Genomic DNA, 12,403 nt, shown 5'->3' with positions numbered 1-12,403 from the left:
CAGCACACGCAGCACACACGCAATTCAGCACTCATCAATCACACCAAGGAGTAATCATGAGATCCACAATCATGACCGGCGCAGCGTTCATCGCCGTTGCCGCTCTCGCCCTCACCGGCTGTTCCGCTGACACCGACGGCACCAGCACTGCTGCCGGCGGCCTCAGCATCGACGTTCCCGACATCCCCATGATCGAAGAACTGGGCGAGATGGAAAGCGAAGTCAACATCGTCGCGTGGAGTGGCTTCGTTGAGCCTGCCTGGTCCGACGAGTTCACGGCAGAAACCGGATGCACGGTCAACCGTCGCGTTGCTGGCACCAGCGACGAGATGGTTCAGCTCATGCGCACGGGCGACTACGACCTCGTTTCCGCTTCGGGTGACGCGAGCCTTCGCCTCATTGCCGGTGGCGACGTTCAGCCGATCAACCTCGACCTCATTCCTAACTTCGGTGACGACATCGTTGAGGGCATGAAGGGTCAGATTTATGACACCATCAACGGCCAGTCGTATGGCGTTCCGATCGGCCGCGGCGCCAACATCCTGCAGTACAACAGCGATGTTGTGACCGAAGAGCCCACGAGCTGGGATGTTGCGTGGGAAGCTGACAGCCCCTACGCCGGCGAGATCATCGCGTACGACGCACCGATCTACATCGCTGACGCCGCCGTGTACCTGATGGCTCACGAGCCTGACCTCGGCATCACGAACCCGTACGCCCTTGACCAGGATCAGCTTGACGCTGCGATCGACTTGCTCAAGCAGCAGAACAAGATCGTCTCCGAGTACTGGGCTGACCCTGCCGCTCAGATCACCTCGTTCGCCGGTGGAACTACCTCGCTCGGCACCTCGTGGGAGATCCTGCGCAAGCTCACTGACGACGACAAGTTCAAGAGCGTTCTTCCTGAAGAGGGTTCGACCGGCTGGTCGGACGCGTGGATGATCGCCACCGAGTCACAGTCACCGAATTGCGCCTACGCGTGGATCGACTACACGAGCTCCGCTGACGTGAACGGTGCTATCGCCACCAACTTCGGCATGGCTCCCGCCAACGCTGCCTTCTGCGAGACGAGCGACGAAGCCGCAGCACACTGCGAGTACTTCAACGCAACCGACGAAGAGTACTTCAGCAACGTCTGGTTCTGGACCACCCCCATCGAGCAGTGCATCGATGGTCGCACTGACGTCACCTGCACGAACTTCCAGCAGTGGACGGATGCCTGGCTCTCCGTCAAGAGCTAGCTAGCCCGAGGGGTGGGCGGCCTCGCTCGCTCACCCCTCGTCCCTCGCTCGACCAGCAGCTTACGAGCTGCACTCCCCACACGCACCAATCGATCGGACTCCCATGAATCGCCGCGCGCAACTCTCGGCTCTGCTGGCGCTGCCCATGCTGTGGCTCATCGGCATCTACATCTTCTCGCTCGTCATGCTTCTCGTGACGGCTTTCTGGGTGACCGACCCCTTTACTTCCAAGGTGAAGCCGGGCTTCACCCTCCGCAACTTTGAGCAGATCATCGCGAACCCCGCGTATGCGTCAACCTCGCTGCGCACTCTAGGCATCGCCCTCGCGGTCACGGTGTTGAGCATCCTAATCTCCGTTCCACTCGGCATCTTCATGGCGAAGGTCGCTTCGCCCAAGCTGCGCGCCATTCTGGCCGTCGCGATCACTTTGCCGCTCTGGGCCGGCTACCTCGTGAAGATTCTCGCCATGCGCATCACCTTCACCGAAGAGGGTTTCTTCAACTCGATGCTCGGCCCGCTCGGTATCAGCGGCCCCGGCTTCAGCATCGTCACCGTCGTGCTGACGCTCACCTATCTGTGGCTGCCGTACATGGCGGTGCCGGTGTACACCGCGATCCGTCAGCTGCCGCCCAATCTGTTCGACGCTTCGTCGGACCTGGGCGCAGGTGCCGGGTTCACGATCCGCACTGTCGTTCTTCCTCTTATTAGGCCCGCGATCATTGCCGGCTCGATCTTCACGTTCTCCCTCAGCCTCGGTGACTACATCGCCGCCAAGTTTGTGGGTGGCTCGACCCAGATGATCGGCAGCATCATCGCCTCGAACATCAACCTGAACCCTCCGATCGCCGCCGCGTTCTCGCTCGTGCCGATCGCCTTTGTTGTCATCTATCTCGTCAGCGTGCAGCGCACCGGCGCACTGGAACGGATGTGATGCCGCCATGTTGAGACTCTCCCTCGGCGCCAAGTTCACCCTCGGCACTATCGTCGCGATTGCCCTCGCGTTCATGTACATCCCACTGTTTTTGGTGGTCATCAACTCGTTCAGCGCCGCTCGCCTGTCGAGCTGGCCGATCGCGGAGTTCTCCACCATCTGGTGGGAGAAGGCATTCGTGAGCGAACCCATCCGGGCTGCGCTGCTGAACTCGGTGATCGTCGGCCTTGGCGCCACGGTGATTGCGCTCATCCTTGGCACGCTCGTGGCCTTTGCCCTGCAGCGCTACACCTTCTTCGGCAAGCAGACCGTGAACCTGCTCGTCGTGCTGCCGATCGCTCTGCCCGGCATCGTCACCGGTGTCGCCTTGAACAACACCTACAACCAGGTGCTCGAGCCGATCGGCATTGAGGTCGGATACTTCGGCATGATCATTGCCCACGGCACCTTCTGCATCGTCATGGTCTTCAACAACGTGCTCGCCCGTTTACGCCGCATCAACCCCAGCATCGAAGAAGCCTCCCGCGACCTCGGCGCGACGCCGCTTCAAACCTTCCGGCTCGTGACGTTCCCGCAGTTCCGCAGCGCCTTCGTCGCCGGAGCGATTCTCGCGTTCGCGCTGAGCTTCGACGAGGTCGTTGTCACGATCTTCACGGCCCCGCCCGGCGTCGACACCCTGCCACTCTGGATCATGAACCAGATGGCACGACCCAACGAGGCATCCCTCGTCAACGTCGTCGCGACCGTCGTGATTCTCGCCTCGTTCATTCCCGTGTGGGTCTCGCAACGCCTCGCCCGCGGAGCCGACGAGCGCGAATAGTTTCTACCGGCTCGTCACCTAGGCGGCTCTATCTATATTCGAATATATAGAAAGAGGAGCCGCTCGAAGCACGACCATAGCGGCACGACTGCGAGCGCTTTCACCTCAGCACCTCATCATGACGTGCCCGCCACAAGTGCTGGAGTACTGCCATTCGGCTCGAACGAAGGCCGAGTACGCAGAGCTGCGTGAAGACATGGAATATTTGCTTCCCGCGCTCGATCACCCCTCAACCAACCACGCATTAGAGATCCAACACGCTCTCTGGACAAGCGGACGCCCCCGCGCGGCTGGTGCTTTCGACTGCCTGATCGCAGCCTATGCGGTCGTGAACGACGCGATCATCCTCAATAGTGACCACGATTTCGGCTACATCGAGAGCGCGAGCAACGGTGCCGTGCGTCAAGAGTTCGTTCCCGAGTAGCACCGTCGCTGTCGTGATGAGCGGATGCTCGGTGCGAGCTAGCTGAGGCTCAACTCCATACGCCAGCGTGCTGGTGTGAGTGGTTGAGCCTGGCGCACCCGCCCGGTTTGCGCGACAACGGCGAGCGAATCTCCGTGACCACTGGCCGGCTCAAGTGCGATCACTGCTTCATGGCTGAAGCAAGCGTTGTCGAGCCACAGCGCAAAGTACGGAACGCCATGGTTCCACCGCAGCGTGAGCTCGCCGCCATCCGCATGCTTGATGGTTGCCCCTGTGACGGGTGTATCCGGAAGCGCCCACAGTTTCTGTGACGCTCCCGCCTGAAGCGCATCGATGCCAAACACAGGGCCGTGCTCGATGGGCGTCATTGCCGGGAATCGGCCGGCTTCCACGAAGCGAGGTTCACTACCAGTCAGCTCGACGGTGGTGCCGGGTGGGCTCACGAACTGCGGATGTGCTACCCAGAGAAAGGGAACCCGTGAATCGCTGGCAGTGACGGTGTACTCGAAACTGAACGAATCAGCGCGCACGCCGATGCGCCGGGACAAGGTCACACCGAGCTGAGGAACCTCAACGCTGAGAGTCACAGACTCCGCATCGGCGTGATCAACAGTCCAGTCGCGGTTCCACACATCGCCGTGATCATCGATAGTGGTTCCCTCGAAAGTGCATTCATCCACCGTGGGGAAACACTCATCCCAGCCGGAGACGCCGTTATCGAGAAAGGGCACACCGCGCGGTTCAGCCGCACTCGGGGTGCCCGGCAATTGGGACAACCATTCCCGGCCGCTGGCACTCACAAGCGAAGTGATACGGGCGCCCCGTTGTTCGAGCCTCATCGTGGCGCCGCCCGCGTTCAACACAAACTGTGTCGGCACTGGTGTCGCATCGTTCGAATAGGCGGCAGCGGTGTGGTTCACTCGCACGGGTCAAGCACGATCAGGTCAGCATCGTTCGCGACCGTGAACGGTACCTCAATGCCGAGAGTGCGAAACACCTCGCCCGAGATCACCTGCTCGGTCGACCGCACACGGTAGTTCTGACCGGTACGGGCAAGAGAGCTGCGGACTACAACGGGGTCGGAATCCACCCCGAGCTGGCGGTCGCGCGCACGATCGAAGACAAACAACACGAGCGGGGAATCCGCAGCGCCCTCGATCGCGTACTCCAATGAATAAGTGCGCGATTGTGGCGTGCCATGGCGCACTATCTCGCCCTCGAACACTGTCTGGCGGATACTCCGGTATTGCTCAATGAAAGCGGCAGCGCTGGTTCGCTGTTCCGGAGTCCATTGAAGGATGTCGGCACCGATCCCGAGAACGCCACTCATCGCGAGCAAGAAACGGAACTCGAAACTAACGCCCGACTGATCGTTCAGCCCCGCTTCATCCGTGACCCACGAACTCATCGCGTGCGCCGGGTAGGCAGAGAGGTACCCGTCTTGAATGGCGAGCCGATCCCGGGGACCCGTCTCGTCACTCGGCCACACCACGTCAGCGAGGGCAAGAACGGCGCCGTCGATACGACCACCGCCCGCCGAACAGGCTTCCACAGTGACCTGCGGATACTCGTCGCGAATCATCTGCATGACCTCGTAATACCCGCGAGTGTGAGCCACCGACCACGAACGGTTGAGCGCAGGATCAGGGTTCATGCCGTCCGTGATGGGACGGTTCATGTCCCACTTGAGATAGGTGATTTCAGCAGAATCGAGAATCCGGCGAAGCGTGTTCTTCATCCATTCCACGACCTCGGGCATGCCGAAGTTCAACACCAACTGATTGCGATGCATCTGTGGGGAACGACGATCATCAGCATGCACCCACTCCGGATGCTCGCGGTAGAGGTCGCTGTCAGGATTCACGGCCTCGGGCTCGATCCACAGCCCAAAGCGCATCCCGCGGTCGAGAATCTGTTGAGCGAAGGCGCCAAGCCCAGCAGGGAACTTGTTCGGGTCGACGAACCAGTCACCCAGACCCGCTCGATCAGTGGTGCGACCCACAAACCAACCGTCATCCACCACGAACGCTTCAACGCCAATCTCGGCGGCACGATCGGCAAGGGCCAATTGGTGGTCAACGGTGACGTCGAACTCAGTGGCGTACCAGGAGTTGTACACAATAGGGCGGTGCTCAGCGCTGAGGCTGCGAGCACGACCGCGGTGATACGCGCGCAACTTCTCCGCGAGTGCCTCTGCGCCACCCGCACTCCACACCCCAATCGATACCGGCGCCTCGAACGACTGCCCGGGCTCCAACTGGATCGTCGTTGTGTCGCTATCAATACCGCACGACACCCGAACTCTCGGGCCAGGTTGCTCAGCGTCAACGGTGATCGACCAATTGCCGCTCCACTCCAGGCCGATGCCGAAGCGTTCGCCCGCCACTCGTTCATCGCTGGGCTGCACCATCACGATGGGACTGAAGCTGTGACTCGTCACACCGTGGCGACTGCCGATCGCAAACGTGCCGCGGCTCAGGCTGGTGCTGTGACGTTGAAATTCTCGGCACCAATCCCCCGCCAAAAACTCGACGTGGGCAGTGTCTCCGACAATCGGATTCCACGCGGCGCTCAGTGCACGAGTGAGATCGACAGTGGTTGACGACGAACGGTTGATTACTCGCGAACGACGGCGCACGACATCCGAACTCGTGCTGGTCTCGAAGTCGAGCTCGAGCGCGAGCGCGCCCGTGGGATCCCCGAAAACGACGGTGATGCCGGTGGTCTCGCTGCCAGCAATTGCGTTCGTCAACGGTCGCGATGACTCAAAGTTCCACGAAACCCCTGTGCGACCGGATGATTCCTCGACCCAGAGTTCGGAGAAATTCGAGTGACGTTGACCCGCCGACGCGAACTCCACAGGAGCTTGGTCGTGACGAGCGCGAAAATTAGTGGGATGCAGCGGCTCGTTCCATTGCGGAACCGCACCGGCAAGCTTCGGACCCCAGTAGTCGAGCACAATCCCCGAACCGTCACCCACAAGGCTGAAGGCATAGGTGCTTGCGCGCGTGTCAAGCTTCCACTGAGTGCCGGGCTGCAGAGGCGTCACGATGTCATTCATTACTTCACCGATCCCAGAGTGAGGCCGCTAACAAAGTGCTTCTGGAAAATCAGGAACACCACGATGCAGGGCAAGGCGGCGATAACCGTCGCCGCTGCGACGACAGCCCAGGAGGTCACGAACTGTCCGTTGAGTGACAAGACGGCAGCGGTGATAGGCAGCTTCGACTGCGTTTGCAGCAGGGTCACCGACCACAGCAGATCGTTGAAGATCCACGTGAAGGAGAGTGCAGAGAGCGCTGCAAGCGCCGGGCGGGCCAGCGGAAGGATGATCTGCCAGAACAGGCGGAAAGGTCCCGCTCCGTCGACGGACGCGGCATCCTGAATCTCGCCCGGGATCGAACGCATGAAGCCATGCAGCACGAACGTATAAAACCCGACGCCGAACGCAACCTGCACCGCAATGACCGCAGCGAGTTGGTCATAGAACCCGAGCGACTGACTGATGCGCGAGACCGGCACGAGCGCAAGCTGAATCGGCAGAAGGTTGCCGGCCAGCATGATGAGCAAGATGGTGCGCCGGAACGGGATACGGAAGCGGCTCAGGCTGTAGGCCGCCGCCGAAGCAAGCGCCATGGAGAGCACGACCGCGGGAACCGTCACGACGAAACTGTTGATCAGCGACTGGAAGAGTCCGCCCGATTCCCACGCCTCGGCGTAACTCGCGAATGTAAACGACTGCGGAAGGCTCGCGATTCCATTGCGTGCGACATCCTCGGCCTGACGAATCGAGGTCGAGATAACAACGAGGATCGGGAAGAACCACAGCACAGAGAGCGTGATGGCGACGGTGTGGAAACTAGCGGTCGCTAGGCGACCCCCGCGCCGCCGGCGCAGCGGAGTAGCTGTCATGGTGCTCACGATTCTTTCTCCTCCGAGAGAGCGCGACTGAGATAAGAAATAATGAACCCCAGTGCGAGTACGACGATGATGACGCTGATCGCCGAGGCGTATCCGAGCGATCGCTGTTGGAACGCGGCCGAGAACATGTAGGTGCTGAGTAGCTCCGTGCTGTGGAATGGGCCACCGCGAGTCATTGCCCACACGATGTCGAACGAGCGCAACGAGTCAATGATGATGACCGAGAGCACGACCAGATTCACATTCCTCAGCTGCGGGAAGACGATATAGCGAAAGCGTTGGAGATAGTTAGCTCCATCAACACGGCCAGCTTCGAGGGTGCTCTGGTCGATGGACTTAAGTCCCGCGATGAAGAGCACCATGACGTAACCGATCTCTCGCCACAGCGCGGCGATGATCACCGCGAAGAGCGCGGTGTCAGGGTCGCCCAACCAGACTCGCGAAAGATCGCCAAGGCCGACAGCCTCAAGGATTCCATTGATGAGTCCGTCGGGTTGGAAGATGGCCGTCCAGATCAGGGCCGTGACGACGAACGAGAAAACCACCGGCAAGAACAGCGCGACACGATAGATCGTGACGCCGCGCCGTTCCGACTGGAGGAGCACTGCAACGGCGAGTCCCGCAACGAAGGAGATCCCACCAAAGAACACCAACCACAACGCGGTGTTGCGAAGTGCAGTGATGAAAATGTCATCACCGAACATGCTCACGTAGTTGTCGACCCCAACGAACTCGGGTTCACCCAGTCCGTTCCATCGCGTGAACGATAGACCTACTCCTTGAACAGCCGGCAAGAAGACGCCGGAGAGCTCAATAACCAGAGGGATTGCAAGGAGCAGCAACACCACCGGCGGTGGGAACGATACCCACCGCCGGCCGGTCGCCACTGTTGGCGTTGTCGTGCTCATACTGCTCAACGAGCCCTTTCTGCGGCTGCTTGCCATGACTTCAAGATGTCGCGCACCTTCTCTGGCTGCGAGAAGAACTCCGTGAGCGCCGCATCGGCGGTCGGCTGGAGTGATTCGCCAGCATCACGGTTGAAGAACTGAGTGAGCTGAGCTGCCGACTCAATCATTTCCTTACCCTGCTTAGCGAGTTCATCTTCCGGAGCATTAGCCTCAGGGTTGGCCGCAAGGGCTGTACCGCCCTGGCTCGAAAGCAAGAGTTCCTGAGCTTCAGCGGAAGCGAGGTAGGCCAGTAGTTCCTTGGCCTTCTCAGGGTTTTTGCCGCCGGCACTGGCGATGAAGCCATCTACCGGAGCCTCTTCGACCACGGGAACGTCAGGGTCGATGATCGGGAACTGGAAGAATCCGAGATCGTCTCGTACGTCATCCGGAACCATCTCTTGGAAGAAGGCACCCGTGAGAGTCATCGCCGTTGAACCCTGAGCAAAGTTGGCCTGATCTTGGTTCCACGAGACGCCGAGAGCATCTTCGTCGAAGTAGGGCAGAAGCTCAGCGTAGGCATCCATCACCGCAACAACCTCGGGATCCTCGAAGCTGTGCTTTCCCGCAAGCAGGTCGAGATGGAACTGGCCGCCATTGATCCGGATGTCGAGATAGTCGAACCACGCAGATGCCAACCAGGGGTTGTCGGCAAGACCAATACCCAGCGGCGTGACACCCTGCGAATCGATCTTCGCTGCCACGTCGAGGAACTCGTCCCACGTCGTCGGAACCTCAACACCGAGTTCAGCGAACTGCGACTTCTTGTAGTAAATGCCCCACCAGTAGTACTTCACGGGCACGAACACCTGGTTGCCAGCGGAATCCGTGCTCAGCTCCCTGAGCGCCTCGGGGTAGCCCTGTAGGTTGTCCTCCCACACATCACTTACATCGAGCAAAGCGCCCTGGTCAGCAAACACCTGCGTCGAATTGCCGGCAAACCATGTCAGTACGTCTGGCGGCGTGGGGGAAGAGAGGTAGGTCGGAAGCTGAGCACGGAAGTCTTCCGTTGGGATCGTGTTGACGGTGACCGCGCTGTCGCTGAGATCACTGAACGAATCCGCGAGCGCATTGATCCCGTCTTCTTCTGCTCCGGTGAACAGCGACTGCAGCACGAGGTCACCCGACCCGCCATTAGTGCTCGTTGCAGTTGTGCATCCAGCGAGGATTGCGACGATGCCAACGGCAAGCGTTCGCGTGATCGCCTTATGGAGACTTCGCTTTCGGGTCATCATTGACTCCACTTTCGTTTAGGCCCGATACCCAACGGGATCGAGGATGTGTGCGCTACTGATGATCAAGTGATTGCAGTTCAGTCGCGGTTCTTCTGCCACCAGTGTGGCGCGCTGGACAGCCGACGGGAAGAACGATCGACCGGGATAACTGGACGAATCGCTGATCTAGGCTACCCTGACTAGCATGCTGATCTCCGACGGCTTCCCCGGACAACGCATTCTTGTGCTGCCCCGAACCCGCACTCAGGAGTTTGAACACTCGGCCGTTAACCCATCAATCGTGGTTACCGCCTGCGGCTACTTTCCTCGCGCGAAGATGCATGGAATGGTGAGGGACTCTCCAATTAATCAGCTTGTCGTGCTGGCATGCATGGAGGGCGAAGGGTGGTGCGAGACCCCCCAAGGGCGCTTCGTGGTGCGCGCAGGAGATGTTGTACTGCTCCCCCCGGGAGAGCCCCACTCGTATGGAGCAAGTTCTGATGCTCCATGGACTTTACGATGGGCACACCTCGCCGGAGCGGGCCTCCCCGACCTTCGCGCAGCTCTTGGAATCGCGGTCGATTCCCCCATCATCCAGCCCATTGAGTTCCATGAGATCGCCGGCCTGCTCAGCGAAATAATGCGCGCGATCGAGACCGACCTCACGACGCGAAACATGCTGCGCGCCGCCGGCGCCGCGTGGCATCTACTCGCACTGGTGGGCGCGGATCAGTCAGGGTTAACGACAACAGGGATGGCGATCCAGAAAGCTGCGGAACACATCCGCACCCACCTGACCGACAACATCCGTGTGGCCGAGCTAGCAGCGATCGCCCATCTCAGCTCGTCTCACTTCTCGGCAGAGTTTCGGCGAGCGTTCGGTTATTCGGTTATCGACTATCAAGCCCAGGCACGGATGTCTCGAGCACGCGAGCTTCTCGACACGACAACTCTGGCCATTGCCGAAGTCGGGGCCGCCGTCGGCTACACCGACCCTTTCTACTTCAGCCGGCAATTTCGTAAGATTCACGGTGTTCCTCCGCGGGCCTACCGTGCAGGCAACCGCGGCGGCCCGGCAGTCGGCTAGCGCGGACTCTGCCCTAGCGCGGGGTGAACAGCAACTGCGGCACCCCGTCGAGGTCGGTACGGGTGACATCGATGCCGTAGACCGGCTCAAGGTTGTCGGGCGTCAAGACCGTCGCCGGGTCGCCCGCGGCAACGACAGTGCCGCCGTCGAGCAGCACGAGTTGATCGCAGTAACGCGCCGCCAGGTTGAGGTCGTGCAGCACCACGACGGTGCAGAGGGGAAGCCCCGCCACGACCGTAAGCAGTTCGTGTTGGTACCGCACATCGAGGTGATTGGTGGGCTCGTCGAGCAGCAAGTGAGAGGCCGCCTGAGCGAGCGCACGCGCGATGAGAACGCGTTGACGTTCACCACCCGAGAGCTCGTCCATGGAGCGGTCGCGCAAGTGCAGCGTGCCCGTGTCGACCATTGCTTGTTCGGCGGCACGCTCGTCTTCATCGCGGTAGCTCTGCCACCCCGAGATATGCACCGATCGCCCGAGGATCACCGAGTCCCACGCCGTGAGCGGTAGCCCCGAGGGTTCCTCCTGAGCGACAATCGCCAATCGTCGTGACCGCTCGCGAGAGGTCAGGGCGCGGGCGTCATCCCCGTCGATCATGATCGTTCCCGCCGCAGAATCGAGAGCCCCCAAAATTGCACGCAACACCGTGGATTTGCCGGAACCGTTGGGGCCGATGAGCCCCAGGGTTCCACCATCCAGTGCCGAGAGGGAGACCCCCGCCACGGCGGCGACCTGCCCGTATCTCACGGACAGGTCGCCGACAGTGATCATTCGGAGAGAGTGGCAGCGCTGTCGATGACGGTGCGCAGCCCGCGAATGGCATCGGGGTCAGGTGCCAGATCGGAGGCCAGAACGCCGATGATGGCGCCATTCTTGACGGCGGTGAGGTCGCTGGTTCCTGGCTCCGCAGAGAACAGTGCCTTCGCGGTGTCGAAGTCTTCGCCGTAGAGGCCGTAGGCAATCACGATGACCTCGGGGTCAGCATCCAGCAGCGTTTCGATGTTTGTTTCGAGGTACACGGAAGGCTCCGCTGCGTACACGTTGCTCATTCCTGCGCGCGCCAGAATGTCGTTTGCGATACCTTGACCACCGCGTGCAGACAGGGTGGATGCGGGCGAGAAGTAGTAGATAACAGCCGCAGACTGGTCTGCCGCTGCACTGGCATCCGCTTCGAGCTCATCGAGTTCGGCCTGCAGGGCGGCAACGTTTTCGGCCGCAACATCGCTCGTGTCGAAGACAGTGCCGAGACGTTCGATGTCGGCAAAGATGGCCTCGAAGTCGGTCGGGTCAGTGAGGGCAGCGTCGTGGCTGCATTCGCCGTCGATCACGATGTTGGTGATTCCGGAGGCGGCAAGGTCTTCATCCGTGGAGTTGAAGAGTCCGTAACCGACAACAACATCGGCGTTAGCCCCGACGATTTTTTCGGTGGTCGGGTCAGACGGGTCAACGATCTCGACGCCAGAGAGGTCGACCGACATTCCCTCGGGAAGCGCTGCGCCAAACTCGCCCGAGCGGGCAACAATGCGGTCGGCGGCCCCGGCAGCGTCAAGCAGAGAGAGTGCTGATGTGCCGATGGTGAGGATGCTCTGCGGCTCGCTCTCGATCGTGAGGTCAGCGCCACAGTTGTCGATGGAAACTGGGTAGCCCGCGCTGGTCGCGGACTCGCCCTCTGTCTCGCTGGCACTAGAAGTTGCGCAGCCTGCGACTCCCAAGAGGAGTGCTGCGGTTGCAACAGAAATCAGCGGCAGTCGCGCCGCATTACGTCGGGTTATTGTGTGGTCCATCAGGGGTTTTCTTTCTTGTTGGGGTGGTTCTTCGGTCGG

Annotated in this window: 12 protein-coding genes; 5 read left to right on the top strand and 7 right to left on the bottom strand. The window is 60.7% G+C overall.

Annotated features, from left to right (window positions below):
• Nucleotides 1–56: 56 nt before the first annotated feature.
• From ACR3YK_RS06035 to ACR3YK_RS06020, 4 genes are all read left to right on the top strand, one after another.
• Nucleotides 57–1,241, top strand: coding sequence for an extracellular solute-binding protein (locus tag ACR3YK_RS06035; RefSeq protein WP_486176299.1), 1,185 nt, complete (start codon nt 57–59; stop codon nt 1,239–1,241).
• 103 nt (nt 1,242–1,344) lie between these two features.
• Nucleotides 1,345–2,172 carry an ABC transporter permease gene (locus tag ACR3YK_RS06030; protein WP_100387944.1) on the top strand — a complete coding sequence of 276 codons (828 nt, stop codon included), beginning with the start codon at nt 1,345–1,347 and terminating at the stop codon, nt 2,170–2,172.
• 7 nt (nt 2,173–2,179) lie between these two features.
• Nucleotides 2,180–2,992 carry an ABC transporter permease gene (locus ACR3YK_RS06025; protein ID WP_100387943.1) on the top strand — a complete coding sequence of 271 codons (813 nt, stop codon included), beginning with the start codon at nt 2,180–2,182 and terminating at the stop codon, nt 2,990–2,992.
• 34 nt (nt 2,993–3,026) lie between these two features.
• Nucleotides 3,027–3,416, top strand: a complete 390-nt coding sequence (locus ACR3YK_RS06020; RefSeq protein ID WP_486176379.1) for a PIN domain-containing protein — start codon at nt 3,027–3,029, stop codon at nt 3,414–3,416.
• 38 nt (nt 3,417–3,454) lie between these two features.
• On the opposite strand, the gene ACR3YK_RS06015 is transcribed toward ACR3YK_RS06020, so the two are convergent.
• Genes ACR3YK_RS06015 through ACR3YK_RS05995 form a run of 5 tightly spaced genes read right to left on the bottom strand, consistent with a single transcriptional unit; the run spans nt 3,455 to nt 9,513 of the window.
• Nucleotides 3,455–4,336, bottom strand: a complete 882-nt coding sequence (locus ACR3YK_RS06015) for a hypothetical protein (protein WP_486176298.1) — start codon at nt 4,334–4,336, stop codon at nt 3,455–3,457.
• The gene (locus ACR3YK_RS06010; protein WP_486176297.1) at nt 4,333–6,477 is read right to left on the bottom strand and encodes an alpha-galactosidase; all 2,145 of its coding nucleotides are present in this window, start codon (nt 6,475–6,477) and stop codon (nt 4,333–4,335) included. Before ACR3YK_RS06010 ends, ACR3YK_RS06015 begins: the two co-directional genes overlap by 4 nt.
• Nucleotides 6,477–7,328 carry a carbohydrate ABC transporter permease gene (locus tag ACR3YK_RS06005; RefSeq protein ID WP_486176378.1) on the bottom strand — a complete coding sequence of 284 codons (852 nt, stop codon included), beginning with the start codon at nt 7,326–7,328 and terminating at the stop codon, nt 6,477–6,479. The genes ACR3YK_RS06010 and ACR3YK_RS06005 overlap by 1 nt, the downstream gene beginning before the upstream one ends.
• Before the next feature lie 5 nt (nt 7,329–7,333).
• The gene (locus ACR3YK_RS06000; protein ID WP_486176377.1) at nt 7,334–8,245 is read right to left on the bottom strand and encodes a carbohydrate ABC transporter permease; all 912 of its coding nucleotides are present in this window, start codon (nt 8,243–8,245) and stop codon (nt 7,334–7,336) included.
• Between the two features lie 5 nt (nt 8,246–8,250).
• The gene (locus tag ACR3YK_RS05995) at nt 8,251–9,513 is read right to left on the bottom strand and encodes an ABC transporter substrate-binding protein (protein WP_486176296.1); all 1,263 of its coding nucleotides are present in this window, start codon (nt 9,511–9,513) and stop codon (nt 8,251–8,253) included.
• 187 nt (nt 9,514–9,700) lie between these two features.
• On the opposite strand from ACR3YK_RS05995, the gene ACR3YK_RS05990 reads away from it, so the two are divergent.
• Nucleotides 9,701–10,582: a helix-turn-helix domain-containing protein gene (locus ACR3YK_RS05990; protein ID WP_486176295.1), complete on the top strand. Its 882-nt coding sequence runs from the start codon at nt 9,701–9,703 to the stop codon at nt 10,580–10,582.
• A gap of 13 nt (nt 10,583–10,595) precedes the next feature.
• On the opposite strand, the gene ACR3YK_RS05985 is transcribed toward ACR3YK_RS05990, so the two are convergent.
• Both ACR3YK_RS05985 and ACR3YK_RS05980 read right to left on the bottom strand, forming a co-directional pair.
• A complete protein-coding gene (locus ACR3YK_RS05985; RefSeq protein WP_486176294.1) occupies nt 10,596–11,351 on the bottom strand; it encodes an ABC transporter ATP-binding protein in 756 nt (251 codons plus the stop codon).
• Nucleotides 11,348–12,364 (bottom strand): ABC transporter substrate-binding protein, encoded by a 1,017-nt coding sequence (locus tag ACR3YK_RS05980; RefSeq protein WP_486176293.1) that lies wholly within the window; start codon nt 12,362–12,364, stop codon nt 11,348–11,350. The genes ACR3YK_RS05985 and ACR3YK_RS05980 overlap by 4 nt, the downstream gene beginning before the upstream one ends.
• Nucleotides 12,365–12,403: the final 39 nt, after the last annotated feature.

The organism is Salinibacterium sp. 10G20-15 (genome assembly GCF_057365065.1).
Note: the sequence above shows the minus strand (reverse complement) of the source record. Positions and strands in the feature narration are given on the sequence as shown.

What these genes read in the sequence shown, in the direction of transcription:
- ACR3YK_RS06035 (WP_486176299.1), top strand. Translation starts at nt 57, where the DNA reads ATGAGATCCACAATCATGACCGGCGCAGCGTTCATCGCCGTTGCCGCT.
- ACR3YK_RS06000 (WP_486176377.1), bottom strand. Translation starts at nt 8,245, where the DNA reads ATGAGCACGACAACGCCAACAGTGGCGACCGGCCGGCGGTGGGTATCG.
- ACR3YK_RS05990 (WP_486176295.1), top strand. Translation starts at nt 9,701, where the DNA reads ATGCTGATCTCCGACGGCTTCCCCGGACAACGCATTCTTGTGCTGCCC.
- ACR3YK_RS05985 (WP_486176294.1), bottom strand. Translation starts at nt 11,351, where the DNA reads ATGATCACTGTCGGCGACCTGTCCGTGAGATACGGGCAGGTCGCCGCC.
- ACR3YK_RS06010 (WP_486176297.1), bottom strand. Translation starts at nt 6,477, where the DNA reads ATGAATGACATCGTGACGCCTCTGCAGCCCGGCACTCAGTGGAAGCTT.
- ACR3YK_RS05980 (WP_486176293.1), bottom strand. Translation starts at nt 12,364, where the DNA reads ATGGACCACACAATAACCCGACGTAATGCGGCGCGACTGCCGCTGATT.
- ACR3YK_RS06030 (WP_100387944.1), top strand. Translation starts at nt 1,345, where the DNA reads ATGAATCGCCGCGCGCAACTCTCGGCTCTGCTGGCGCTGCCCATGCTG.
- ACR3YK_RS05995 (WP_486176296.1), bottom strand. Translation starts at nt 9,513, where the DNA reads ATGACCCGAAAGCGAAGTCTCCATAAGGCGATCACGCGAACGCTTGCC.
- ACR3YK_RS06025 (WP_100387943.1), top strand. Translation starts at nt 2,180, where the DNA reads ATGTTGAGACTCTCCCTCGGCGCCAAGTTCACCCTCGGCACTATCGTC.
- ACR3YK_RS06005 (WP_486176378.1), bottom strand. Translation starts at nt 7,328, where the DNA reads ATGACAGCTACTCCGCTGCGCCGGCGGCGCGGGGGTCGCCTAGCGACC.